The organism is Pseudomonas sp. MG-9 (assembly GCF_018729515.1).
Classification (GTDB): domain Bacteria; phylum Pseudomonadota; class Gammaproteobacteria; order Pseudomonadales; family Pseudomonadaceae; genus Aquipseudomonas; species Aquipseudomonas serboccidentalis.
On record NZ_JAHHZH010000005.1, the window covers coordinates 372,232 to 395,066 of the forward strand.

At 60.0% G+C, this 22,835-nt stretch carries 25 protein-coding genes and 1 pseudogene; 10 read left to right on the top strand and 16 right to left on the bottom strand.

From position 1 onward, the window contains the following. Window positions 1-15: 15 nt before the first annotated feature. Window positions 16-903 (bottom strand): LysR family transcriptional regulator, encoded by an 888-nt coding sequence (locus tag KKQ10_RS15560; RefSeq protein WP_215501598.1) that lies wholly within the window; start codon window positions 901-903, stop codon window positions 16-18. A 158-nt stretch (window positions 904-1,061) separates the two neighbouring features. Here KKQ10_RS15560 and KKQ10_RS15565 point away from each other — a divergent pair, with 158 nt between their 5' ends. After that, window positions 1,062-1,706, top strand: a complete 645-nt coding sequence (locus tag KKQ10_RS15565) for a hydrolase (RefSeq protein WP_127649798.1) — start codon at window positions 1,062-1,064, stop codon at window positions 1,704-1,706. A gap of 149 nt (window positions 1,707-1,855) precedes the next feature. On the opposite strand, the pseudogene KKQ10_RS15570 reads toward KKQ10_RS15565, so the two are convergent. Further along, window positions 1,856-3,159, bottom strand: a pseudogene (locus KKQ10_RS15570) (mechanosensitive ion channel family protein). Between the two features lie 191 nt (window positions 3,160-3,350). Here KKQ10_RS15570 and KKQ10_RS15575 point away from each other — a divergent pair. Next, entirely contained in the window at window positions 3,351-4,691 is a 1,341-nt protein-coding gene (locus KKQ10_RS15575) for a DEAD/DEAH box helicase (protein WP_041070247.1), read from the top strand. 62 nt (window positions 4,692-4,753) lie between these two features. On the opposite strand, the gene KKQ10_RS15580 is transcribed toward KKQ10_RS15575, so the two are convergent. The 4 genes from KKQ10_RS15580 to KKQ10_RS15595 all read right to left on the bottom strand — a co-directional run bounded on the left by KKQ10_RS15580 (window position 4,754) and on the right by KKQ10_RS15595 (window position 7,318). Then, window positions 4,754-5,353, bottom strand: a complete 600-nt coding sequence (locus KKQ10_RS15580; protein ID WP_215501599.1) for a hypothetical protein — start codon at window positions 5,351-5,353, stop codon at window positions 4,754-4,756. A gap of 12 nt (window positions 5,354-5,365) precedes the next feature. Beyond that, window positions 5,366-5,950: a papain-like cysteine protease family protein gene (locus tag KKQ10_RS15585; RefSeq protein WP_215501600.1), complete on the bottom strand. Its 585-nt coding sequence runs from the start codon at window positions 5,948-5,950 to the stop codon at window positions 5,366-5,368. 265 nt (window positions 5,951-6,215) lie between these two features. Beyond that, complete coding sequence (locus tag KKQ10_RS15590; protein ID WP_127649802.1) at window positions 6,216-6,491, bottom strand: hypothetical protein; 276 nt, start codon at window positions 6,489-6,491, stop codon at window positions 6,216-6,218. 89 nt (window positions 6,492-6,580) lie between these two features. After that, window positions 6,581-7,318, bottom strand: coding sequence for a DUF899 domain-containing protein (locus KKQ10_RS15595; RefSeq protein WP_215501601.1), 738 nt, complete (start codon window positions 7,316-7,318; stop codon window positions 6,581-6,583). A gap of 176 nt (window positions 7,319-7,494) precedes the next feature. Between KKQ10_RS15595 and KKQ10_RS15600 the strand changes: the two genes are divergently transcribed. Further along, a complete protein-coding gene (locus tag KKQ10_RS15600; RefSeq protein WP_215501602.1) occupies window positions 7,495-7,887 on the top strand; it encodes a transcriptional regulator in 393 nt (130 codons plus the stop codon). 121 nt (window positions 7,888-8,008) lie between these two features. On the opposite strand, the gene KKQ10_RS15605 is transcribed toward KKQ10_RS15600, so the two are convergent. The 3 genes from KKQ10_RS15605 to KKQ10_RS15615 form a co-directional block, all read right to left on the bottom strand. Beyond that, window positions 8,009-8,878 carry a DUF6279 family lipoprotein gene (locus KKQ10_RS15605; protein WP_215501603.1) on the bottom strand — a complete coding sequence of 290 codons (870 nt, stop codon included), beginning with the start codon at window positions 8,876-8,878 and terminating at the stop codon, window positions 8,009-8,011. Between the two features lie 70 nt (window positions 8,879-8,948). After that, complete coding sequence (locus tag KKQ10_RS15610; protein ID WP_215501604.1) at window positions 8,949-9,665, bottom strand: TorF family putative porin; 717 nt, start codon at window positions 9,663-9,665, stop codon at window positions 8,949-8,951. 204 nt (window positions 9,666-9,869) lie between these two features. Continuing rightward, the gene (locus KKQ10_RS15615) at window positions 9,870-10,058 is read right to left on the bottom strand and encodes a PFL_1563 family small protein (protein ID WP_016985943.1); all 189 of its coding nucleotides are present in this window, start codon (window positions 10,056-10,058) and stop codon (window positions 9,870-9,872) included. Window positions 10,059-10,408: 350 nt separating this feature from the next. On the opposite strand from KKQ10_RS15615, the gene KKQ10_RS15620 reads away from it, so the two are divergent. The 3 genes from KKQ10_RS15620 (at window position 10,409) to KKQ10_RS15630 (ending at window position 12,924) form a co-directional block, all read left to right on the top strand. After that, window positions 10,409-11,245: a CvfB family protein gene (locus KKQ10_RS15620; protein ID WP_127649807.1), complete on the top strand. Its 837-nt coding sequence runs from the start codon at window positions 10,409-10,411 to the stop codon at window positions 11,243-11,245. Between the two features lie 104 nt (window positions 11,246-11,349). After that, window positions 11,350-11,739: a DUF2177 family protein gene (locus KKQ10_RS15625; RefSeq protein ID WP_215501605.1), complete on the top strand. Its 390-nt coding sequence runs from the start codon at window positions 11,350-11,352 to the stop codon at window positions 11,737-11,739. Between the two features lie 252 nt (window positions 11,740-11,991). Continuing rightward, window positions 11,992-12,924: a DMT family transporter gene (locus KKQ10_RS15630; protein ID WP_215501606.1), complete on the top strand. Its 933-nt coding sequence runs from the start codon at window positions 11,992-11,994 to the stop codon at window positions 12,922-12,924. Here the strand turns inward: KKQ10_RS15630 and KKQ10_RS15635 are convergent. Then, window positions 12,869-14,050 (bottom strand): MFS transporter, encoded by a 1,182-nt coding sequence (locus KKQ10_RS15635; protein ID WP_215501607.1) that lies wholly within the window; start codon window positions 14,048-14,050, stop codon window positions 12,869-12,871. The two genes, KKQ10_RS15630 and KKQ10_RS15635, sit on opposite strands and share 56 nt — an antisense overlap. Window positions 14,051-14,155: 105 nt before the next feature. Here KKQ10_RS15635 and ptrR point away from each other — a divergent pair, with 105 nt between their 5' ends. Together ptrR and KKQ10_RS28570 are read left to right on the top strand one after the other, a co-directional pair. Continuing rightward, window positions 14,156-15,049, top strand: coding sequence for a putrescine utilization regulator PtrR (gene ptrR / locus KKQ10_RS15640; protein ID WP_127649811.1), 894 nt, complete (start codon window positions 14,156-14,158; stop codon window positions 15,047-15,049). A 142-nt stretch (window positions 15,050-15,191) separates the two neighbouring features. Further along, a complete protein-coding gene (locus KKQ10_RS28570) occupies window positions 15,192-15,320 on the top strand; it encodes a PA1414 family protein (protein ID WP_003184145.1) in 129 nt (42 codons plus the stop codon). Between the two features lie 89 nt (window positions 15,321-15,409). Here KKQ10_RS28570 and KKQ10_RS15645 read toward each other — a convergent pair whose 3' ends face one another. The 6 genes from KKQ10_RS15645 to speB form a co-directional block, all read right to left on the bottom strand. After that, a complete protein-coding gene (locus tag KKQ10_RS15645; protein ID WP_215501608.1) occupies window positions 15,410-15,658 on the bottom strand; it encodes an acyl carrier protein in 249 nt (82 codons plus the stop codon). Between the two features lie 45 nt (window positions 15,659-15,703). Next, window positions 15,704-16,429, bottom strand: coding sequence for an MBL fold metallo-hydrolase (locus KKQ10_RS15650; RefSeq protein WP_127649813.1), 726 nt, complete (start codon window positions 16,427-16,429; stop codon window positions 15,704-15,706). Between the two features lie 87 nt (window positions 16,430-16,516). Continuing rightward, window positions 16,517-17,896: a sodium:solute symporter family protein gene (locus KKQ10_RS15655; protein ID WP_215501609.1), complete on the bottom strand. Its 1,380-nt coding sequence runs from the start codon at window positions 17,894-17,896 to the stop codon at window positions 16,517-16,519. A 152-nt stretch (window positions 17,897-18,048) separates the two neighbouring features. Continuing rightward, a complete protein-coding gene (locus KKQ10_RS15660) occupies window positions 18,049-19,551 on the bottom strand; it encodes a purine-cytosine permease family protein (protein WP_215501610.1) in 1,503 nt (500 codons plus the stop codon). Between the two features lie 56 nt (window positions 19,552-19,607). Next, a complete protein-coding gene (locus KKQ10_RS15665; RefSeq protein ID WP_047292404.1) occupies window positions 19,608-20,030 on the bottom strand; it encodes a YybH family protein in 423 nt (140 codons plus the stop codon). Between the two features lie 10 nt (window positions 20,031-20,040). Continuing rightward, entirely contained in the window at window positions 20,041-20,991 is a 951-nt protein-coding gene (speB, locus tag KKQ10_RS15670; RefSeq protein ID WP_003222717.1) for an agmatinase, read from the bottom strand. 296 nt (window positions 20,992-21,287) lie between these two features. Between speB and KKQ10_RS15675 the strand changes: the two genes are divergently transcribed. Then, window positions 21,288-22,181 (top strand): LysR family transcriptional regulator, encoded by an 894-nt coding sequence (locus KKQ10_RS15675; RefSeq protein WP_007956593.1) that lies wholly within the window; start codon window positions 21,288-21,290, stop codon window positions 22,179-22,181. A gap of 4 nt (window positions 22,182-22,185) precedes the next feature. After that, the gene (locus KKQ10_RS15680; protein ID WP_215501611.1) at window positions 22,186-22,782 is read left to right on the top strand and encodes a tRNA-uridine aminocarboxypropyltransferase; all 597 of its coding nucleotides are present in this window, start codon (window positions 22,186-22,188) and stop codon (window positions 22,780-22,782) included. The last annotated feature ends 53 nt before the right edge of the window (window positions 22,783-22,835 follow it).

Sequence of the window (22,835 nt, forward strand, 5' to 3'; positions counted from 1 at the left end):
CTGAGAATTTTGTTGTCAGCGCAGGGCCAGTTGCGCCACCAGGAACTCAATAAATGCCCGGGTCTTTTGCGGCACTCGCCGCGCCGAGGAATACACCGCGTTGATGCTGATCGCCGGCGCCTGCCATTCGCAGAGCACCGGCACCAGTCGACCTGCGGCCAAGGCTTCTTCGACGATAAAGTCCGGCAGCAGTGCAATCCCCATCCCGGCCTCGGCTGCCTGAGCGAGCAAGTCGCCATTGTTGGCGTGCAGCGGTCCGGTCACGTTGACCCGCTGGGTCTCGTTGCCATTGCACAGTTGCAGACTCACGCCGCTTTGCAGATAGCCGTAGTTCAGGCATTTGTGCGCGCGCAGATCCTGCGGAGTCTGCGGAATGCCGGCACGTTCGAGGTAGGCCGGGGAGGCGACCATGATCCGCGGTGCCGGCGCCAGTTGCCGGGCGATCATGGTCGAGTCGGGCATGCTCGCAATGCGGATAGTCACGTCAAAACCACCCCGCACCGGATCAACCTGTTGATCGCTGAGCACCAGTTGCAGCTCGATGTTCGGGTGTTGCTCATGGAACAGCGGAATCAGTTTGCCCAAACGCCGCAGGCCGAACGACATCGGCGCATTGACGCGCAACACGCCGCGTAACTCGCCAATGCCATCGCGCGCGCGCTGCTCGGCCTCGTCCAGTGCGGCAATGACCTCGCGCGCCGCCTCAAAATACTCGGCGCCTGCCTCGGTCAGGTGCAGGCTGCGGGTGGTGCGTTGCAGCAGTTGCACGCCGATGGCTTCTTCCAGTGCCTGGATCTGTTTGCTGACTTTCGAGCGCGGCACATCCATGGCGCGCGCGGCAGCGGCGAAGCCGTTCTCGCCCACCGTCACCACGAAGGCGCGCATGCATTCGATGCGATCCATAATTGTCCCTTTTTTAGAATCAATGATTCTCGATTTTAGGGAATTGTCCCTTTATTCGCTAGCCCCTAAAGTGACATCCAAGCCGACAACAACGCCGAACACGGCAAGTCGACCAACCCTTACTGACCCGACATCATCGACATTAAAAGGAACGCGCCATGTCTATTCGTGAACTGCTCAACCCAACCAACTCCGCTCTGATCCTGATTGACCACCAGCCACAAATGGCCTTCGGCGTGCAGTCGATCGACCGTCAGACCCTGAAGAACAACACCGTGGGTCTGGCCAAAGCGGCGAAGATCTTCAACGTGCCGACGATCTACACCTCGGTGGAAACCGAGAGCTTCAGTGGTTACATCTGGCCTGAGCTACTGGCGGTTCATCCTGAGCAGAAGCCGATCGAGCGCACCTCGATGAACTCCTGGGAGGACAAGGCGCTGGTGGATGCGGTGAAAGCCACCGGGCGCAAGAAGCTGATCATTGCTGCGCTGTGGACCGAGGTCTGCCTGACGTTCCCGGCCCTGGAAGCCCTGGCTGAAGGTTTTGAGGTGTATATCGTCACCGACGCCTCTGGCGGCACCAGCAAAGAAGCCCACGACATGTCGGTGCAACGCATGATTCAGGCCGGCGCCGTGCCGGTGACCTGGCAGCAAGTGCTGCTCGAGTTCCAGCGTGACTGGGCACACAAAGAGACTTATGAAGCGGTGATGGAGCTGGTGCTGGAACACAGCGGCGCGTATGGCATGGGTGTCGATTACGCCTACACCATGGTGCACAAGGCACCGCAACGGCAGGCCAAATAACCCTGGGTAGAAACAAGAAACGCAACTTCGGTTGCGTTTCTTGTATGTACACAATCCCGTAGGAGCTGCCGAAGGCTGCGATCTTTTGACTTTGATGTTTGAAGATCAAAAGATCGCAGCCTTCGGCAGCTCCTACACGAAATTGTGGGTTACATGAGGTGTTTCTGGGTTTGCGGAATGTGAGCCGAGCCGAGCCGAGCACTGCCGGCAACAACCCCGAACGCAAATCCCCGCCACTCGGCTGCTGATACAGACTCAACCCAAACTCCGGCAGCACCGCCAGCAGGTAATCGAAAATATCCCCCTGAATCCGCTCGTAATCGGCCCACGCCGTGGTGCTGGTAAAGCAGTAGATCTCCAGCGGAATGCCCTGCGCGGTGGTCTGCATCTGGCGGACCATGCAGGTCATGTTCGGCTGCACTTCCGGGTGGCTCTTCAGATAGGCCAAGGCGTAAGCGCGGAAGGTACCGATATTGGTCATGCGCCGGCGGTTGGCCGACATCGCAGCAACATTGCCCTGCGCCTCGTTCCACGCCTTGAGCTCGGCTTTCTTGCGGCCCATGTAGTCGGTCAGCAGGTGCACCTGGGAGAGCTTTTCTTCTTCGTCGTCACGGATGAAGCGCACACCGCTGGCATCGATGAACAGACTGCGCTTGATCCGCCGACCGCCGGACTGCTGCATGCCGCGCCAGTTTCGAAACGACTCGGACATCAGGCGCCAGGTCGGGATCGAGACGATGGTCTTGTCGAAATTCTGCACCTTGACCGTGTGCAAAGTGATGTCGACCACGTCGCCATCGGCGCCGACTTGCGGCATTTCGATCCAGTCGCCGACCCGCAGCATGTCGTTGCTGGTCAGTTGCACGCTGGCGACGAACGACAGCAGGGTGTCCTTGTAGACCAACAGAATCACCGCCGACATCGCACCCAGGCCGGAGAGCAGCAACAGCGGCGAACGGTCGATCAGGGTGGCGACGATGATGATCGCGCCAAACACGTACAAGACCATTTTCGCCAACTGCACGTAACCCTTGATTGAGCGGGTACGGGCGTGTTCGGTACGCGCGTAGATGTCCAGCAGCGCATTGAGCAGGGCGCTGACCGCCAGCAGCAGGAACAGGATGGTGAACGCCAGCGCGACGTTGCCGAGAAACGTCATGGCGGTTTTGCTCAGTTCCGGCACCAGGTGCAGACCGAACTGGATCACCAGCGACGGCGTCATTTGCGCCAGGCGCTGGAACACCTTGTTGTGGCGAAAGTCGTTGATCCAGTGCAGGGCCGGCTGGCGACCGAGCATGCGGCTGGCGTGCAGGATCAGGTAGCGCGCCACTCGTCCGAGGACCAGCGCGATCACCAATAGCAGCATCAGCGCCAGGCCGGATTGCAGGAACGGGTGCTGTTCGAGGGCACCCCAGAGGTCTTGGGCGTTGAGCCAGAGCTGTTTGAAATCCATGTGAGCAACGATTCTTCTGTAAGACGCGATGGGCGATTAGAGCATTTAAGACGCTGTGTATTACCGTTGAAGACAAATCGAGCAACAAAAAAGCCACTGATTACGCCCGTTTGTATAAAGAAACTCGGCCTGAGCGCTCGAAACCGGTAACCTATGCAGCTGTTTTTTTGCATATCTTCGAGGTAGCACCCGTGTTTTCCCAATTCGCCCTGCACGAACGCCTGCTCAAAGCCGTGGCCGAGCTGAAATTTGTCGAGCCAACGCCTGTGCAAGCAGCGGCCATTCCGCTGGCGCTCCAGGGGCGTGACCTGCGGGTGACGGCGCAAACCGGTAGCGGCAAGACCGCCGCTTTTGTCCTGCCGATCCTCAACCGCCTGATCGGCCCGGCGAAGATTCGCGTCAGCATCAAGACCCTGATCCTGCTGCCGACCCGCGAACTGGCCCAGCAGACCCTGAAGGAAGTCGAGCGCTTCTCGCAGTTCACTTTCATCAAGTCCGGCCTGATCACCGGCGGTGAAGACTTCAAGGTCCAGGCTGCCATGCTGCGCAAGGTGCCGGACATCCTGATCGGCACTCCGGGGCGGATGATCGAGCAACTCAACGCTGGCAACCTCGACCTGAAAGAAGTCGAAGTGCTGGTGCTCGATGAAGCCGACCGCATGCTCGACATGGGTTTTGCCGAAGACGTACAGCGTCTGGTCGACGAATGCCCGAATCGCCAGCAGACCATGCTGTTCTCCGCCACCACCGGCGGTTCCGGCCTGCGCGAGATGATCGCCAAGGTGCTGAACAACCCTGAGCACCTGCAGCTCAACGCGGTCAGCCAGCTGAACTCGACCACCCGTCAGCAGATCATCACCGCCGACCACAACCAGCACAAAGAACAGATCGTGAACTGGTTGCTGGCCAACGAGACCTACCAGAAGGCCATCGTCTTCACCAACACCCGCGCCATGGCCGACCGCATCTATGGCCGCCTCGTGGCCCAGGAATACAAGGCGTTCGTGCTGCACGGCGAGAAAGACCAGAAGGATCGCAAACTGGCGATCGATCGTCTGAAGCAGGGCGGCGTGAAGATTCTGGTCGCCACCGACGTGGCGGCCCGTGGTCTGGACGTTGATGGTCTGGATCTGGTGATCAACTTCGACATGCCACGCAGCGGCGACGAATACGTACACCGTATCGGTCGTACCGGCCGCGCCGGCAACGACGGCCTGGCGATTTCGCTGATCTGCCACGGCGACTGGAACCTGATGTCGAGCATCGAGCGCTACCTGAAGCAGAGCTTCGAGCGCCGCACCATCAAGGAAGTCAAAGGCACCTACGGCGGACCGAAAAAGGTCAAGGCCTCGGGCAAAGCTGTCGGCGTGAAGAAGAAAAAGACCGACGCCAAGGGCGACAAGAAGAAAACCGCCGCCAAGACCCCGACCAAGCGCAAGAGCGCCAACCGTCCGAAGCCGGATTCTCTGGTGAGCAGCGACGGCATGGCCCCGCTCAAGCGCCGCAAGCCAGCCGAGCCTGCGGCTGAATAAGCCGTTTCGCAGGCCAATAAAAAACCCGGACAGTGTCCGGGTTTTTTTATGCGCAGCGTTTGTCAGCTGCCCAGTTGTCCACTGGTGTCCGCGTCAAAACGTTGTTTGGCGCGATCCGCCGCCGGTTTCAACAGTGCGAGCAGGGCCGCTTCGCTGTACAGTCGCGAGGCGCCCAGCGCTTTTGGCGTCGGCTCGATCGGGATCAGTACATCTTCACCATCCGCATGCAGCCAGATCGCCACGACGTGCAGTGCCGAAACAAACAGCACGCGCAATTCGACGGTTTTACCCTGCAGTTGCGGCGCCTGTTCCGCCAGTTTCAACGCGCCCACGGTGTCGGCGGCCCGAGTGCCGTGGTTCAACGAAGAAAACTCGACATGGCCACGAACCTCCGCCAGTTGCGCATCGGCGATGGTCACACCGTCGGCAAACACCAGGTAATGCCAGTCGCCGATGCGCGCGTCCTGCAGACCTTTGCCCTGGCTCAGGTCGTCCAGCGTCAGCGAGTAGCCGCGATAGGCCTCGCTCAGGCTGATCTTCGCCGGTACTGCGCTGGCGAATTGGCGGTTGATGCCAAAGCCTTGGGTTTGCAGCGCGGCTTGTAACGCCGGACGCAGTGTCTGAACGCCGTTGGAAGGCGCCTTTGGATAAGTCAGTTGCATGATGTCGCCCTCCTAGTTTTTTGCGGTGAAGTAAGTGTGGGTCCAGTTGCCGCCGCCGTTGTACGAACCGGGAAACGCGTTCAGTGCACGGGTCGAGTAACCGTAGATCGAGTCGGCGACCAGCACGTAGTTGCCATTGGTGCCGTAGATCGCCAGGAAATGCGCACCGCCGCCGTACCAGGCGCAGCGCAGGCCAACCGGGCGGCCCATGTTGATCTGCTTCTGAATGGCCGACATCTGCAGCGAGCCCTGATTCATGCCGTTATAGCTACGAGTGGTTTGCAGGGCCGAATCCAGATAGCCGTAGACGTTGCAGGGGCCCGGCTGACTGCAGCAATTGCGGTCCAGTTGGGTGCTGGCGACACCGCACTGAGTCCAGGAACCAGTGCCGTAATAGTTGCCGACCGAGGCGGAAACAGCTGCCCAGCACCAGTTGGTCTGGGTCTGTTTCTGCATCGTGAAGTTGAGGTTGGCGGCGGCCAGTGCAGCGGTTTGTGCAGCGGCTTCGACCTCGACCAGTTGCGGGTCGAGCAGATGGCCGACGAGGCACCCTGGCAGGGTCTCGCCGGTGAACGATGTTGCTTGAGTGGTTAACATTTTTCAGTCCTCCATGAATGAAAACAAGCGTCCAGCTTGTGGTTGTGTTGCGGTGTTGCCGAGCGATCGGCGGTTAACGGTTTTCATCTGCGATGAACGGTGCCGATCTCCTTGCTCGAGGTAACCTTAGTTCGAGTATGCGTTTATGCAAATAAATAAATGCATTGATGCATTGTCAGGGTCAAAAGATCGCAGCCTTCGGCAGCTCCTACAGGGATCGGTGTAGGTGCTGCCGAAGGCTGCGATCTTTTGATTCGTGCTTTTATTAGCCTTCGGTTTTCTTCTCGGCCGAGTTCAGCTCTTTCAATCGCTGATCAATCAACTGGCACTTGTCCGGCAGATCGGCACTGGCGGTACCGAGGTCCATCTTCTGCAACTCATCGTTGATCTCCTTGGCCTTGGCCGGATTCTGTTCGGTCAGCCTGGAGACTTCCTTGGCCAGTTGTTCTCGTTTGGCAGTGGCTTCCTCGGGCGTGCAGGCCCACACGGGCAGGGCGCAGGCGAGGGTGGCGGCGAGGGTGAGCTTGAGCAGGGTTTTCATGGGGCGGGCCTCCGTTCCGGTTAAGGCGGGTTAACCGGTGGAGGCCGCGGGACGGTGAAAAGTTCAGTCAGGCTCGCTGCGAGCGGCTGCTATTCGCCGCCATGGCAGCAGCTGGAGCGAGTGGCCCCTTCATAGCGATCATGATGCCGCACCCATTCCATGATCTCGTCTTCATTACGGCCCTTAGGCGTCAGGTCGAGGTAGTTGTAGGCTCCGACCAGCATGTCCAGCCCACGGGCGTAGGTGGAATAAGTGTGGAAAATCTCTCCGGCCGGATTGCGATAAAACACGCTCAGCCCCGGCATTTCTTCTTCGGCACTGTCAGTCTTTTCGTAGTTATACGTCGCCTTTCCTGCCTCGGCGTCTTCGGCCCGGGCGCATACGCCGAAGTCGTAGTTGAAATCGGAACCGTCTGACGATACCCAGTCGAATTTCCAGCCCATACGCCGTTTAAAGGCCTGAAACTGCTCGAACGGTGCGTGAGAGACCGCGACCACGGCGATGTCGTGGTGGGCCAGATGTTGATTGGCGCCGTCGATGTGGTCGGACAGGAACGAGCAGCCCTGGCAGCCTTCTTCCCAGTCCTTGGCGAACATGAAGTGGTAAACGATCAGTTGGCTGTGTTTGCCGAACAGGTCGGCCAGTTTCAGCTCACCGTTCGAACCGTGAAAGCGGTAGTCCTTGTCGACCTTGACCCACGGCAATGCGCGGCGCCTGGCGCTGAGGCGGTCGCGCTCCCGGGTGAAGGCCTTTTCCTCGAGCAGATGTTGTTTGCGTGCGGCAAGCCATTCTTCGCGCGACACCACCGGATGATTCTCAACGTTCATGATGATTTCTCCTGGGGGGGTTGAAACCGTCTTTGTCAGACTAGTCGTTTAACCCTCGGCCAAATCGACAGACCGCCAGTCGGTCGAGGCGTGAAATGCGGCTGAACGGCTACGACTGGCACCGGTCACAACCTATGAACGCGCCATTAATTACGCGCACCGGAGGTTGAATCAGGATGACGACTTATAACTGGGATTTGATTGAACGCTTGCTGCACGAAGTGCAGAACAGCGCCGGCCACAGCTTCGCGCCTCGGGCTTATGCCGAGGACTATGCGGCGGAGAAAGCCAGCGCGGGCGAGTCGATCGAGAATCTGGATCACCTGAAAACGCTGGCCTGTGAGTACGAGAAGTTGCTGCTGGACCGCGGATACATCGAACCGCGTCCGGATCATGAGGGCAGTACCGGCAACAATTTTATTCTGACGCCACGCGGATCAAGCCTGTTGAGCCTGATCGACAGCAGCATTCCCGGCAATGATCATCCTCGCCAGGTGCTGGATGAGCAGGAAGACGCGCTGGATGAAGCAACGTTTGATGTGGTGGCTTCCAAGGCGCAGATTGCCTGAAGCTGACCATTACCCCTGTAGGAGTGAGCCTGCTCGCGATAGCAGTGTGTCAATCAACATCAATGGCACTGAAACACCGCTATCGCGAGCAGGCTCACTCCTGCAGGGCTTTGTATCGGCTTCAAGGTTTTTGCGCGGCCTTGAGGCACTTCAGATCATTGAAGTCCTTGCGCACCCCCCCGATCTTCTTCAACAGGCGCTGACGTTGCTGCGGCGTGCTCTGCGCCATCAGATCAACCGCCAGGGCACGAGCCTGGGCTTCGGTGTTGGCGTAGGCTTTCTGGTAGTCCGCTGTCCATAAACGCTCACGATTGACCAGAAGCGTCTCGATCCGTTGTGGGAATTCGGGACTGTTACGCTGGGCAACGGCCGCGCTGAATTGCTGCTGCCAGTGCGCGCGGTTGGCGATCCACTGGGTGTTCTGATCGCCCAGTGCGGTCGACCAGGCCATCACCCGTTGTTCCTGGGTGACGCTCAACGGACCCAGCCAATCGGTCAGGCGCTTGTCCATGCGGGCGCCGCGTTCGGCGATCTGTTGGGCTAACGGCGGTTTGACGTATTCCTTTTCACGTTTGCGCAGATCCTTGGCGAACGCGTCGTTCATTTCGGCGACCTGTTTGTCGTCCAGCCCTTGCAGCAATTCGATGGCCGAAGGCGTGATCTGCCGGGCGGTGTCAGCGATGGCTTGTTTCGCTTCTACGGTTCGCGCCTGCAGCGCCGCGTCGGTTATCTGATTGGTTTCGACCATGCTCTGCAGGCGATCCAGCCAATCGAGGTAGCCCGGCAATTGCGTGGTGCAGTGCCAGTTCAGGTGTTCCCTGAGGCGCTCGTTGAACCAGTCCTTTTGCTCGCCGTTCATGTCCAGGTAATCGCTGAGCGACCACGGAATGATCACGTCGAGGTTGCGGTAGGCCAGGCCGACGCGGCTGCAGGCGCCGAGGGCGAGGGTGAGGATCAGCAGGGTGGCGAGGTGCTTGAACCAGCGAGACATGGGCGAATCCTTGCAAGGCCTGGCGTCTGATTCTCATGTGAACGCAGGAGGCTCCCGGCAGTTCAGCCAATCAATAGAATGCGCGCTCGGCCTTGAGCGTGACCAGTCCGTCGCATTCACTGTTGTGGCCCGAGTAGGCCGAGCAATCACTACCGCTGAGGTTGGAGTTGCTGTAGATCAGGTCAAGGTCGACGCCCATGAACGGTCGGGAAAATTTCACCGACCAATCGGTAAAACTGCTGACGTAGCCACCGTCCACCGAGACCGGCGAATTCAACTGATGAGTGGTGTATTTCATGCTGATCCCGATGCCGAATGGCTGATTGCCGCCAAGGTCGGCGAACAGGGTGTTGTTCTGTTTGTCCGGGTCATTGCTGAAGGCTACGCCGAAGCGGCTGCCGAGCAGGGTCAGGCCGCCGAACAGCTCCTGGCTGTCGAGGGTGTCCACTTTGGGATAGCTGTAGTGGATCATCCCGACTTCGTAGCCGAGGGTCTGATCGAAAGGTTGCTTAAAGCCGACGTAAGAGTCGATTTCGAGGTTCTTGCCCGGCGTGAGACCCATGCTTGGCGCGTACTGGCCCACATACAGACCACTGTCGTGACTGAGGTCGAGGCCGCCATGGAAGGAGCCGGCCGCCGAAGGCTTGACCAGCCCTTGGGCCATGCTGCGGCTGGGGGTGGTACCGAGTTTGAGGTCGAAGTCGCCGAGCTCGCGCTGGAAAATCTGCGCGTGCGCGGATGAGCAGGCCAGCAGGCCTACAAGCAATAAACAGGAAAATTTGCGCATGCGTCACTCCATGAGCAGCGAGCGCAGGGCGTCGAGCCTGCTGAAACGCTTGATCTAGACGCGTGAAAGGATACCGGCGAATCATCGTTGTCGATGGCCGTTCGTCGATTTTTGCGGATTAATTAAACAGAAGGGGAGTGGTGCGGGTGCCAGTCCAGACGCTTCGAAGCTCAAAGCGTCTCAGGACGGGTGTATTACCGGGTATTACTTCTTGCCCAGGCTGATCTGCTTGGACGGGCCGAACGTCTGGCCGCTGACGCCTTTGGCAATTTGCTGGATTTCGCCGCCGGACTTGAGGAACGCTGCGATCTGATCGTTGATCGATTCGCTGGTTTCAACGGCTGGAGCTGGCTTTGCTTTGCTGGTGGATGCTTTTACACGCATGGCGGCCATTAACCTGTAGAAAAGTAACTCGGCCAGGCATCGTACAGGAATAACTTGACAATTGCTTGATAAATATCCCCCGGAATAACTGAGCGCGTGGGTGGATTATTCTCGACTAATTATTCGAAATAGCCCCCTAAGCTACTGTTTTAAATAAGAACGTTTATTCGTCATTAGTGAAAATATCCTGAGTGAAACGGCGCAGCAGGCTTCGCGTTGGCCAGACGAATGGCGAGCCGCCCGCGCCAAACCAAGGAAAATCAAGGCGTCCTGGCGATTTTCTCGAGCAGGGTGCTCCGCCAGCGAACGAGACGGGCAAAACCGGGTAGAATGCCGCCACGCAATGAGGGTTTTGGAAAATGGCTTTAGTCGGGCGTTACAACAGTTTGCAAGTGGTTAAACACACTAACTTCGGTTTATATCTGGATGGCGGTGCCGACGGCGAAATTCTTTTGCCCAACCGTTATATCCCTAAAGATATTCCCAGCGAAGATGAAGACTGGCTCAACGTATTTATTTATCTGGACAGCGAAGACAAACTTCTCGCGACCACTGAAAAACCAAAAGTTCAGGTCGGTGAATTTGCGAGTCTGAAAGTAGTTGAAGTCAACAGCATCGGTGTGTTCCTCGATTGGGGTCTGCCGAAAGATCTGTTGCTGCCGTACTCCGAAGAAAAACGTCAGATGACCGCGGGCGAATACTGCGTGGTGCACGTCTATCTCGACAAACACACACGTCGCATCACCGCCACCGCGCGGCTGGATCGCTACCTCGACAAGACCCCGGCCAACTACAGCGCCGGCCAGGAAGTTGATCTGCTGGTTGCCGAAGCCACTGACATGGGTTTCAAGGCGATCATCAACAACAAGCACTGGGGCTTGATCCACAAGAACGAAATCTTCAAGTTCATGCGTTCCGGCATGCGCGAGAAGGGTTTCATCAAGGAAGTGCGCGCCGACGGCAAGATCAGCCTCAGCCTGCAACCGGTGGGTCAGGAAGCGGCCAGCAGCCTGAGTTCGAAGATTCTCGCCAGGTTGCGCGAAAGCAACGGTTCTCTGGCCGTCAGCGACAAGAGCGATCCGGCGCTGATCAGCAGCCTGTTCGGCGTCAGCAAGGGCAACTTCAAGAAGGCCATCGGTTCGTTGTACAAGGAAGGCAAGATCGTCATTCATGCGGATCGCATTGAACTAACCTGAGTGACCGCCGGCCCCATGTAGACGCTGCCGCAGGCTGCGATCTTTTGATCTTCCAAAGGCAAAAAGATCGCAGCCTGCGGCAGCGCCTGCATGAGGATTCGCCAATGAAGAAAGCGCTGATAGCTTACATCGCCACCCTGCTGGCGTTTCTGTTGCTCGACGGCATCTGGCTCGGCGTATTGATGGCGCCGACCTATCGCGAACTGCTCGGTTCGCTGATGCTCGAAAAACCGCTGCTGTTGCCGGCAGCGGTTTTTTATTGCCTGTACGTTTTCGGCTGTGTGCTGTTTGTGGTGTTGCCGGCGGCCAATTTGCAGTGGGCCGCGAAGCGGGGTGCTTTGCTGGGGCTGGTGGCGTATGGCACGTATGACCTGACCAATTGGGCGACGTTGCGCGGCTGGTCGGTGCAGGTAACGGTGATGGATTGGGCGTGGGGCACGTTTGCCACTGCCGTTGCCTGCACGGTTGGCTTTCTGGTGGCGAAGCGGTTGTGAGGTCAGATCATAAAGAATTTTGATTGAACCGATGTCATCGCGAGCAGGCTCACTCCTACAGAGGGAATGCGGTCCATTGTGTGCGAGCCTGCTCGCAAATGGCGGCGTTGCCGACGGCCATTCACCGCTGACGCAACAGACAAACTAAATGTCTTTTCCAGACGGCTTTTTCTGCCCGGCTGATTGATAATCCCCGACACAGATTTTTGACCATTGGATGGCTGCCATGTTGTGTGTGCTCGGGGTGTTGCAATGAGTGTCGAGCGGCGCAATGCCGACGGTTTTGCCTTGCAGGTGATGATCGGGCTGTGCGTGATCTGGGGCGTGCAGCAAGTGATGATCAAATGGGCCGCACCGGACATCGCACCGGTGATGCAGGCCGCCGGGCGTTCGGGGATTTCCGCGTTGCTGGTCGGCCTGCTGCTGTGCTGGAAGGGCGGCTGGGATCAGGTGGGTAGCACCTGGCGCGGCGGATTGCTGGCCGGTGCGCTGTTCGGTCTGGAGTTCTTCTTCATCGCCGAAGGCCTGCAGCTGACCACCGCCGCGCACATGTCGGTGTTCCTCTACACCGCGCCGATTTTCACCGCGCTCGGTGTGCATTTTCTGCTGGCCAGCGAGCGGTTGCGGCCAGTGCAGTGGCTGGGGATCTTCCTCGCCTTCATCGGCATCGCCATTGCCTTTGCCGGCGGCGTGTCGTGGGACAACCTCGACCGGCGCATGCTGCTGGGCGACGCGTTCGGTGTGCTGGCCGGGGCCTGCTGGGGCGCGACCACCGTGGTGGTGCGCGCCTCGCGACTGTCGGAAGCACCGGTGACGTTGACCCTGTTCTATCAACTGCTCGTCGGCTTCGTCGGACTGCTGTTGATCGCGTTGTTCAGCGGCCAGATCACCCACGTCAGCCTGACCACCGTGGCGGTCGCCAGCGTGTTGTTTCAGGGGCTGGTGGTGTCGTTCTTCAGTTACCTGACCTGGTTCTGGCTGCTGCGCCGTTACCTGGCGGCCAACCTGGCGGTGTTTTCGTTCATGACGCCGTTGTTCGGCGTCACTTTCGGCGTGGTGTTGCTCGGTGAACAACTGAGCGTGAATTTCGTCATCGGCGCCGTGCTGGTGTTGCTCGGCATCACCTTTGTCAGCGCTGAGCAGTGGGTGCGTCGGCGTTTGCGCAAAGTGCTCGGCCAGCAGTAGACGATTGCAGGGCCAACCCGCCGGCAATCAGCAAACCGCTGCCGGCGATTACCAGGGCTGGTTGCAGGCCGCCGCTGAAATGGCTGCTCAGCGCCGCCAGTAACGGGCCGCTGAGCTGGCCGACGGCGAAGCAGGCGGTCAGCAGGCCAGCGTTGCGCTGGGTGGTGTGGGGTGCCAGTTCCCGCGAACGCTGCATCACCAGTTGCATGCAGGCCAGGAACGGCATGCCGCACAAAATAACCCCCAGCGCCAGGCCATAACCGCTGCCCAGCAGACAGGCGAAGACCCCGAGCGCCTGCAACCACAAGGTGGCTGTCAGCCAGTGCCGCGTGGTGTTCGGGTCGTGGCGACGCAGGCTCACCAGCAACACGCCAATGGCCGCGCCAAGGCCGAAGCACGGCCAAAACAGATCGGCCTGCCATTGCCCGTGAAACTGCGCATTGGCCATTTGCGAGAGGAACGTGGCCGGGATGATGTAACCCACGCCATACAGCGCATACACCGCCGCCAGTCGTGGGATGCCGCGATTCGAGGGGCTGACATTGAGGGTGGCGACCGGTGTATGGACGCCCGGTTGCGGCAGGATCCGCACGATCCCCAGCAACATCAGCAACGCCACGCCGGCATAGATCAGCCACAGCGTGGCAGACGTCTGCTGCAGCAGATGTGAGACCAGCGCCAGCAACCCTGTCAGAAAAATCCCCAGCCCCGGTCCGGCAAAGACCAGCGCGCCCAACCGTGGTCGACCCGCCGCAGCCGCCAGTGGCAGACTCAGCGCGGTGATCATCACCAGCACCCAGGCGCTCGCCACCCCGGTGCCAAAACGCAGTAACAGATGCGCCCAGAAGCCGTTGGCCCAGAACGACGCCAGGGTCAGCAACACACACAACCACAAGCCACCATACAAGCGCCGCTGCACTTGCTGCGGACGATGGGCGAACATCGCGTCCACCGCGCCCAGCAGGTAGCCGAGGTAGTTGGCCGCCGCAATCAGACCGGCGGCGGTCAGGTCGACCTGACCTTCGCTGAGCAGGTGCGGCATTTGCGGGGTGAGGGCGAAACGTCCGATGCCCATGGCCATCATCAGGGCGACGAAACAGGCGGATAAGCGAATCAGCGGTGACATGGTCTGGGTTCCTTTGAAGGAGCAATGACCGTCAGGCTAGAACCGATTGACTTTCTTTAAAATTGAATAATAGTGAGCAACTTGTTCTGTTATGGAGAAGGTGTTGTGGAGTTCAGCCAATTGCGGATCTTTCAAGCGGTGGCAGAAGAGGGGTCGATCACCCGCGCCGCCGAGCGCCTGCACCGGGTGCCGTCAAACCTGTCGACCCGGCTCAAGCAACTGGAAGAGCAATTGGGCGTCGAACTGTTCGTCCGCGAGCGTCAGCGGTTGCAGTTGTCGCCTGCGGGAAAAGTCCTGTTGGACTACACCGGCAAGCTCTTCGCCCTGCGCGATCAGGCCAGTGCCGCGGTGATGGGCGGGCAACCGGCCGGGGATTTTGTCCTCGGTACGCTGTACAGCACGGCGGCGATCCATTTGCCGGCGTTGTTGGCGCGTTATCACAAGCAATACCCGGCGGTGAACCTGCAAGTGCAATCGGGCCCCAGCGGCGAGTTGCTCGAAGGCCTGGTGTCCGGGCGCCTCGATGCGGCGCTGGTGGACGGTCCGCCGCAACTGGCGGGCATCGACGGCGTGCCGTTGTGCGATGAGCGTCTGGTGCTGATCAGCGAGGCCGATCATCCGCCAATCCGCAGCGCCAAGGAGGTCGAGGGCAGGGCGGTGTTCACTTTCCGTCATGGCTGCGCCTACCGCGCACGGCTGGAGGCGTGGTTTGTCCATTATCAGGCGGCGATGGGCCGGGCGATGGAGATCGAGTCCTATCAAGGCATGCTTGCCTGCGTGATTGCCGGCAGTGGCGTGGCGCTCATGTCGGAGTCGATGCTCGCCAGCCTGCCGGGCCGCGAAAGCGTCGCGGTGCACCCGTTGGCCGAGCCGTTTGCCAGTGCGACAACGTGGCTCATGTGGCGCAAGGGCATGGTCGGGGCCAACCTCAATGCCTGGATTGAACAGCAGCAAGCGCTCTATCCCGTGGCATCGAATGAAAACCGGCAGACCGCGTGAACCAACCGATCCGAATTCTGTTCAATTCAGTAACAGATCATTGCGGATTTGGCCGAGCATTGCGTAGGACTTCGGACTATTATCAGTACGAAGCGGCCTCAGAATTCCGGCCGCTCAGCACTACCCTGAAGGGGGCATGACGATGAAAGAGAAAATTCAGAACTGGCTGCACGATTTGGGTGTTGCCCTCGGCTTGATCGAACCGCCTCTGCAACCTGTTCCGATCCGCACCGATGACGAACAGCGCCGGCGCCAGCCTCGTCGGCGGTAGTGCTCGATTAATAGATCAAGAGATCGCAGCCTTCGGCAGCTCCCACAGATAATGGTGTAGGAGCTGCCGAAGGCTGCGATCTTTTGCTTTCAGTGCCGCCCGATCGCAATCAAAAACCGGCTCAAATCATTCGCCGTCCTGGCGTTCTTGAGCATGTGATCCTCTTCGGCGGTAAACGCCGTCAGTCCGAATTCATCTTCCAGATGGAAGATCAGATCCTCGATATCCGCTTTCTCCAGCCCTAATTGCACCAGGCTGGTGTTGTCGTTGAATTCGCGGGATTCCAGCAGGCGCCGAATGTATCGGTGCACCGCAGCGCGCACGGCAGTTCTTCTCATGGCAGATCGTTCTGAGGGTGGGGGCTGGCTTGAGTACAGCAGGCCTTACGCGTGCCCGCGCAACCATTGGTCAATCATCGAGCGCAAATGCCCGCCGGAGAAACTGCCGAAATGCCCACCGTGCACGGTGCGGATCGGCAACGCCTGCAAACGCCGCAGACTGGCGGCGTAATCTTGCAGGTTGGAGTGGTAGGCGTCTTCGATCAGCGGTCCGTCGTAGATGATGTCGCCGCTGAACAACGTTTCGGTGGCCGCTTCATACAGGCTGATACCGCCTGGCGAATGCCCCGGCGTGTGCAGCACTTGCAGGGTGCGGTTGCCCAGATCCAGCACGTCGCCATCCTCGACAAAACCGGTGGCCGGCGCAGCCTTGACCCGGTATTCGGCGTAGCACAGCGGGCAGTCCGGATGCGCCTCGAACATGTCGTCGCCGACGAAGGCACGGCTCAAGTCGTTCTCGCCATCTGGCGCGGCGAGGATGTCGGCCTCGGCGCGATGCACCAGACGTTCGGCGAATTCGTGATGCCCGGCAATGTGGTCGAAGTGGCAATGACTGGCCACCGCCACCAGCGGCCGCTCGGTGATCCACGGCAACTGCTCGCGCAGGCTGACCAATCCCGAACCGCTGTCCAGCAACAAGTCTTTGTCGCGGCCCTGAACGTGCCAAAGGTTGCAGCGATAGAACGGGCGAATGTACGGCTCATGGATCAGCCGGATGCCATCGCTCAACGTCTGCACTTCAAACCATTGATCGCGGGGAACGATCTTCATATTCACTGTTTCTCCAGACCAAAAAAAACGGGTGTGGCAACCGACGCCACACCCGTCGAAGAAAGCATCAAGTCGTTACATCAAAGCTTAGATCGCACTCACCACGGTTGCCGGGCGAGGGGAGACCAGGCTGACCACCACAAAACTCACCAGACCCACAGCCAGGCTGTAGTAGATCGGCGTGTTCGCATCCAGACCGTCCTTGAACATGAACAGCAGCGCGGTGGCAAAGCCCAGGCCCATGCTGGCGATGGCGCCGGCGGTGGTCGCGCGTTTCCAGAAGATCGCACCGATCAGCGGGACCAGCATGCCGCCCACCAACAGGTTGTACGCCAGCGTCAGGGCACTGATCACGTCATTCACCACCAGGGCGATACCCAGCACCACGACACCGGTCAGCAGGGTGAACAGGCGGTTGACGCCCAGGCTCGACTGTTTGCCGCCACGCAGTTTCGGCAGCAGGTCTTCAGTCAGGGTGGTGGCCGCCGCGAGCAGGCCGGCACTGGCAGTGGACATCATCGCGGCCAGTGCCGCAGCGATCACCAGACCGCGGATGCCGTCCGGCAGCGACAGTTTGACGATGGCGGCGAAGGCGTTGTTGACGTTGTCCAGATCCGGGATCAGCACGTGCGCGGCCATGCCGATCAGCGCGCAGGCCAGACCGTAGAGGATGCAGTAGATGCCCGCGATGCTGCCGGCGTATTGCGCGACTTTGGCGGTCTTGACGGTGAACACCCGTTGCCAGATGTCCTGACCGATCAGGATGCCGAAGAAGTAGATCATGAAGTAGGTGATGATCGTGTCCCAGCCGATGGTGGTGAAGCTGAAGGCGGTCGCCGGCAGTTTCAGCACCAGTTCGTCCCAACCGCCGACGCGGTACAGGCAGATCGGCAGCAGGATGAACATCAGGCCGACGGTCTTGATGATGAACTGGACGATGTCGGTCAGGGTCAGCGACCACATGCCGCCGATGGCCGAGTAGATCACCACCACGCCACCGCCGAGCAGCACCGAGATCCAGAACGGCAGCCCGAACAGCACTTGCAGCACGGTGCCGATGGCGAGGATCGAGGTCACGCCGATCATCAGTGCATAGGCCAGCATGATCGCCGCGCTCGCCGAGCGGGCCATCGGGTTGTAGCGTTTTTCCAGGACCTGGGTAACGGTGTAGATCTTCAGTTTCAGCAGCGGTTTGGCGAGGAACAGGTTCAGCGCGACGATGCCGCAACCGAGTGCCGCGCACAGCCAGAAACCGGAGATGCCGTGCACGTAGCCCAGACGTACGGTGCCGACAGTGGACGCGCCACCCAAGACGGTCGCGGCCATGGTGCCCATGTACAGGCTCGGGCCCAGGTTACGCCCGGCGACCAGAAAGTCCTCGTTGGTCTTGGCTTTGCGCATGCCGAAGTAGCCGAGCAAGAGCATGCCGGCGGCGTAGATGAGGACGACGAATAAATCCAAAGCCATGATGGCGTGTCTCCGATTGTCTTTTTTATGTTGAGGCTGAATTCGATTCCCTTGTAGGAGTGAGCCTGCTCGCGATTGCGGTCCGTCCGTCACATCAATGTTGGATGTGGTGCAGTCATCGCGAGCAGGCTCACTCCTACAGGGGGACTGCGTCAGGCGGCCTGACGCAGTTCAGGTTTTTCTGAGGCTTGGCTGCGGGCATCCTTGGGGCCGAACACTTCCCGCGGTTCCGGGAACAGGCTCAGCAGCGTCAGGTACACCACCGAAGCGAGGCCCAGCGTCACCGGCAAGCTGATGTCGATGCCACCGGCCATCTCGCCCAGCGGGCCGACGAATTGCCCCGGCAGGTTGACGAAGCACAGGCCGACCGCCGCGCTCGGGATCCATGCGCCCAGGCCACGCCAGTTCCAGCCGTGGTTGAACCAATAGCGTCCGCCCTGTTCACCACGGGTGAACACTTGCAGGTCATCCGGGCAATAGAAGCCGCGACGTACCAGCAGGCCGATGATCATGATCACCATCCATGGGGTGGTGCAGGTGATGATCAGCACGGCGAAGGTCGACACGCTCTGCACCAGGTTCGCCGCGAAGCGCCCGATGAAGATGAAGGCAATCGACAGCACGCCGATCAGCAGCGTCGCCTTGACCCGCGACAGTACCCGCGGGAACACGCTGGACATGTCCAGCCCGGTGCCATACAGCGAGGTGGTGCCGGTGGACATGCCGCCGATCACCGCAATCAGGCACACCGGCAGGAAGAACCAGCTCGGCGATACCGCCAGCAGACCGCCCACATAATTGTTCGCCGCGATGTAGTCCGGCGCCTTGATCGCGACGATGGTCGCGGTGGTCAGGCCGAACAGGAACGGGATGAACGTGGCGATCTGCGACAGCACCACCGCCGCCATGATCCGTTGCTTGGAGGTGTCACGCGGGATGTAGCGCGACCAGTCGCCGAGGAACGCGCCGAAGGAGATCGGGTTGCTCATCGCGACCAGCGCGGCGCCGATGAACGCGGCCCAAAAGCCTGGCTGACCGAGGTTTACGGTGCCGGCGTAGTTCACATCGAAAGGACCGGCGAAGGCGAAGATGCCCAGCAGGAACAACAGGCTGGCGCTCCACACCGCGATCTTGTTCACCCACAGCAAAAAGCGGAAGCCGTAGATGCACACGGTCAGCACCAGAATCGCGAACAGACCGTAGGCCAGGCCCAGGGTCAGGTCGGTTTCCGGCAGGCCGATCAGGCGTTTCGCACCACCGATCAGCGCATCCCCCGAACTCCACACCGAGAGCGAGAAAAACGCGATAGCGGTCAACAGCGACAGGAACGAACCGACGATCCGCCCGTGCACGCCGAAGTGTGCGCCGGACGACACGGCATTGTTGGTGCCGTTGAGCGGGCCGAACAGGCCCATCGGTGCGAGGATCAGCGAGCCCAGCAGCACGCCCGACACAATCGCCCAGACACCAGCCTGAAACGACAGGCCGAACAGCACCGGGAAACTGCCGAGCACGGCGGTGGCAAAGGTGTTCGAACCCCCGAAGATCATCCGGAACAAGTCCGTCGGGCCTGCGGTGCGTTCGTGGTCCGGGATCTGCTCGACCCCGTGGGTTTCAATCTGCGTAAGGCTTTGGTCGTTGTTGTTGTTATTCATGATCTGCTCCGATCATAAAGGCGCGCCTCATCGTGCGTGAGGCGTCACCTGTTTGGCTAAGGGGATGGCAGCCCTTCCGGCATTGCGGACAAATGTTCGTGGCAGGCCAGCCAATGGCCTTGTTGTTCTAGGCTCGACGCTTGTTTGCGGAAAACAATCGTCTCGCGCTCCTGGCTGAAGTGTTGCTCCCCTTGCATGCGCAGCTCGGTGGCCACGTCATGGATAAACACCGCCACGTCACCTTGCAGGCTGACGAAGGCGTTGCTCGAAGTGCACGACAGCACTTCAAAGCCATCCTCGGCGCGCCAGCTGTCCCACAAGGCCTGATAGGCGTCGCGCGACAGCAGGGGCTGTTCGAGGGTGTAGAACACGAAACTCGCATCGGCGCTGAACGCGCCGAAGTAAGCCTCGCGATCGTTGCGGGCGAAGGCGGACACCAGATCGGCGGCGGCTTTCAAGACCTGATCACGTTCGTTCATGGCCGAACCCTCAGCGATGGACCACACCAGGCAGTACGCAGAGCATTTCGTACAGCAGGTTGGCGGCCAGCAGCGAGGTGTTGCCGGTGGTGTCGTAAGCGGGCGAGACTTCTACCAGATCGCAACCGATCAGGTCGAGGCCCTGGCAGCCGCGAACGATTTCAATTGCCTGAATGGTCGTCAGACCACCGATTTCCGGGGTGCCGGTGCCAGGCGCCCAAGCCGGGTCGATGCCGTCGATATCGAAGCTCAGGTACACCGGACCGCCACCGACTTTCTCGCGCACTTCGGCCATCAGCGGCGCCAGCGATTTGTGCCAGCACTCTTCGGCCTGCACTACGCGGAAACCCTGATCGCGGCTCCAGTTGAAGTCGTCAGCGGTGTAACCCTGCGCGCGCAGACCAATCTGCACCACGCGGTCGCAGTCCAGAAGACCTTCTTCGACGGCGCGACGGAAGGTGGTGCCGTGGGCGATCTTCTCGCCGAACATGTGATCGTTGACGTCGGCGTGGGCATCGATGTGCACCAGACCGACCTTGCCGTGCTTCTTGTGAATCGCCCGCAGGATCGGCAGGGTGATGGTGTGGTCGCCACCCAGGGTCATCGGGATCACGTTGTGCTCGAGGATGTTGTCGTAGGCTTCTTCGATGATGCGCACGGCGTCGAGCAGGTTGAAGGTGTTGATCGCCACGTCACCGATGTCGGCCACCGACAGCGAGTCGAACGGGGCGGCGCCGGTGGCCATGTTGTAGGGGCGAATCATCACCGATTCGGTGCGGATGTCGCGTGGCCCGAAGCGGGTGCCGGGGCGCAGCGAAGTACCGATGTCCAGAGGCACGCCAACGAAGGCAGCGTCCAGGCCGGCAGCGGTCGGTACATGGGGGAGTCGGAGCATGGTGGCGATGCCGCCGAAGCGCGGCATTTCGTTGCCGCCCAGTGGTTGGTGAAGAATCTTGTCCACGGGTAGGGCCTCATCGTCTTTGTTTTATTTATGTCGGCGCGCCGTTCAGCACAGGTTCGGGCGCCGCTGTGGAGCCGATGATGCGAAATGTAGTGGGGCGGAAGAATCGCTACGGGCAAAAACTTAGTTCAGATTTTTCTAAACTAATGGTGAGGCCCGGGATAGACTTCTTCCCAAATGAAACACCCCTGTAGGAGCTGCCGAAGGCTGCGATCTTTTGATCTTGACCTTAAAAGCAAGGATCAAAAGATCGCAGCCTTCGGCAGCTCCTACATTGGATGATGTTTGGACTCCTTATGGCCAACGCTTTACCCGACCTGAAACTATTGCGCATCTTCGTCAGCGTGGTCCGGCATCAGGGCTTCGCCAATGCGCAGCAGGAGCTCAACCTGTCGACCTCGGCGATCAGCACTTACATGAGCCAGCTCGAAGCGGCGCTGGGTCTGGTGCTGTGCCATCGCGGGCGGGGCGGGTTCAGCCTGACCAGCAAGGGTGAATTGTTCCATCAGGAAACCCTGCGTCTGCTGGCCGAGCTTGAAGGCTTCGAGCAATACGCCGCCGCGCTCAAGGGCGAACTGCGCGGCACGCTCAACCTCGGGGTGATCGACTCCACCGTCAGCGACAAGGCGTTGCCGTTCGCCGAAGCCATCGGCGCCTACAGTCAGGAACACCCGGCGGTGCATTTGCATTTGTCGGTGATGAGCCCGTACGAACTGCAACTCGGCGTGCAGGACAACCGTCTCGATCTGGCCATCGGTGCGTTCTCCACGCGCATGAGCGGTCTGGTCTACATGCCGCTGTACCGTGAGCAGCACTGGCTGTATTGCAGCAGCCGGCACCCGCTGTTCAACGAGCGGCGGATTCCCGAACAGGTCATCACCCAGCAACGCATGGTCGGCCGTGGTTACTGGAGTCAGGCGGAACTGGCGCGTCACGGTTTCAAGCACAGCGCCGCGACCGTGGAAAGTATGGAAGCGCAGCTGATTCTGGTGCTGTCCGGCGCCTACATCGGTTACCTGCCGGAGCATTACGCCCAGGCCTGGGCCGACAAGGGCGACTTGCGCGTGTTGCTGCCGGCGACCTTCGGTTATCAGGCGCCGTTCTCGATGATCATGCGCCGGGGTCGCAGCCGCGAGCCGCTGATCCAGACGTTCCGTGATCTGCTTAAAGCACAGCTCAATCAGGCTTAAGAATATGTCCAGACCCCAATGCCCGCGCTGCCTGCGCCCACAAACCCATTGCCTGTGCCCGCTGATCCCGCGCCTCGACAGCCGCACCCGGGTGTTGCTGTTGCAGCATCCGAGCGAGGTCAATCATGCGTTGAACACGGCGCGCTTGGCGGCGTTGGGTTTGACCAATGCCGAATTGGTTGTGGGTGAAGTGTTCGAGGACCTGCCGGCACTGCTCAACCGACCGGGGTATCGGGCGCGCTTGCTGTTTCCCGCCGACGATGCGCAGCCGATGCAGGCTTACACCGAATCTGATGAACCGCTGCTGTTGGTGGTTCCGGACGGCACTTGGCGCAAGGCACGCAAGATGCTCCATCTCAATCCGCTGCTGGCAGCTTTGCCGCGGGTGACGCTGGCCGAGGGTGGGGTGTCGCGGTATCGGCTGCGCAAGGCACCGGGGCCGGGGGCGTTGTCGACGATTGAGGCGATTGTGCAGGCGCTGGAAACCCTTGAGGCGCCGACGACGTTTGCGCCGTTGTTGAAGCCTTTCGAAGCGTTGATCGAGGGGCAGATTGCGGCGATGGGGGAGGAGACTTTCCTGCGTAATCATGGCGATAGATAAGAGTCGTTTGGGCTGGCGCTATCGCGAGCAGGCTCACTCCTACAGGGGAACGC

What these genes read in the sequence shown, in the direction of transcription:
- KKQ10_RS15560 (WP_215501598.1), bottom strand. Translation starts at nt 903, where the DNA reads ATGGATCGCATCGAATGCATGCGCGCCTTCGTGGTGACGGTGGGCGAG.
- KKQ10_RS15565 (WP_127649798.1), top strand. Translation starts at nt 1,062, where the DNA reads ATGTCTATTCGTGAACTGCTCAACCCAACCAACTCCGCTCTGATCCTG.
- KKQ10_RS15580 (WP_215501599.1), bottom strand. Translation starts at nt 5,353, where the DNA reads ATGCAACTGACTTATCCAAAGGCGCCTTCCAACGGCGTTCAGACACTG.
- KKQ10_RS15585 (WP_215501600.1), bottom strand. Translation starts at nt 5,950, where the DNA reads ATGTTAACCACTCAAGCAACATCGTTCACCGGCGAGACCCTGCCAGGG.
- KKQ10_RS15590 (WP_127649802.1), bottom strand. Translation starts at nt 6,491, where the DNA reads ATGAAAACCCTGCTCAAGCTCACCCTCGCCGCCACCCTCGCCTGCGCC.
- KKQ10_RS15595 (WP_215501601.1), bottom strand. Translation starts at nt 7,318, where the DNA reads ATGAACGTTGAGAATCATCCGGTGGTGTCGCGCGAAGAATGGCTTGCC.
- KKQ10_RS15600 (WP_215501602.1), top strand. Translation starts at nt 7,495, where the DNA reads ATGACGACTTATAACTGGGATTTGATTGAACGCTTGCTGCACGAAGTG.
- KKQ10_RS15605 (WP_215501603.1), bottom strand. Translation starts at nt 8,878, where the DNA reads ATGTCTCGCTGGTTCAAGCACCTCGCCACCCTGCTGATCCTCACCCTC.
- KKQ10_RS15610 (WP_215501604.1), bottom strand. Translation starts at nt 9,665, where the DNA reads ATGCGCAAATTTTCCTGTTTATTGCTTGTAGGCCTGCTGGCCTGCTCA.
- KKQ10_RS15615 (WP_016985943.1), bottom strand. Translation starts at nt 10,058, where the DNA reads ATGGCCGCCATGCGTGTAAAAGCATCCACCAGCAAAGCAAAGCCAGCT.
- KKQ10_RS15620 (WP_127649807.1), top strand. Translation starts at nt 10,409, where the DNA reads ATGGCTTTAGTCGGGCGTTACAACAGTTTGCAAGTGGTTAAACACACT.
- KKQ10_RS15625 (WP_215501605.1), top strand. Translation starts at nt 11,350, where the DNA reads ATGAAGAAAGCGCTGATAGCTTACATCGCCACCCTGCTGGCGTTTCTG.
- KKQ10_RS15630 (WP_215501606.1), top strand. Translation starts at nt 11,992, where the DNA reads ATGAGTGTCGAGCGGCGCAATGCCGACGGTTTTGCCTTGCAGGTGATG.
- KKQ10_RS15635 (WP_215501607.1), bottom strand. Translation starts at nt 14,050, where the DNA reads ATGTCACCGCTGATTCGCTTATCCGCCTGTTTCGTCGCCCTGATGATG.
- KKQ10_RS28570 (WP_003184145.1), top strand. Translation starts at nt 15,192, where the DNA reads ATGAAAGAGAAAATTCAGAACTGGCTGCACGATTTGGGTGTTGCCCTC.
- KKQ10_RS15645 (WP_215501608.1), bottom strand. Translation starts at nt 15,658, where the DNA reads ATGAGAAGAACTGCCGTGCGCGCTGCGGTGCACCGATACATTCGGCGC.
- KKQ10_RS15650 (WP_127649813.1), bottom strand. Translation starts at nt 16,429, where the DNA reads ATGAAGATCGTTCCCCGCGATCAATGGTTTGAAGTGCAGACGTTGAGC.
- KKQ10_RS15655 (WP_215501609.1), bottom strand. Translation starts at nt 17,896, where the DNA reads ATGGCTTTGGATTTATTCGTCGTCCTCATCTACGCCGCCGGCATGCTC.
- KKQ10_RS15660 (WP_215501610.1), bottom strand. Translation starts at nt 19,551, where the DNA reads ATGAATAACAACAACAACGACCAAAGCCTTACGCAGATTGAAACCCAC.
- KKQ10_RS15665 (WP_047292404.1), bottom strand. Translation starts at nt 20,030, where the DNA reads ATGAACGAACGTGATCAGGTCTTGAAAGCCGCCGCCGATCTGGTGTCC.
- KKQ10_RS15675 (WP_007956593.1), top strand. Translation starts at nt 21,288, where the DNA reads ATGGCCAACGCTTTACCCGACCTGAAACTATTGCGCATCTTCGTCAGC.
- KKQ10_RS15680 (WP_215501611.1), top strand. Translation starts at nt 22,186, where the DNA reads ATGTCCAGACCCCAATGCCCGCGCTGCCTGCGCCCACAAACCCATTGC.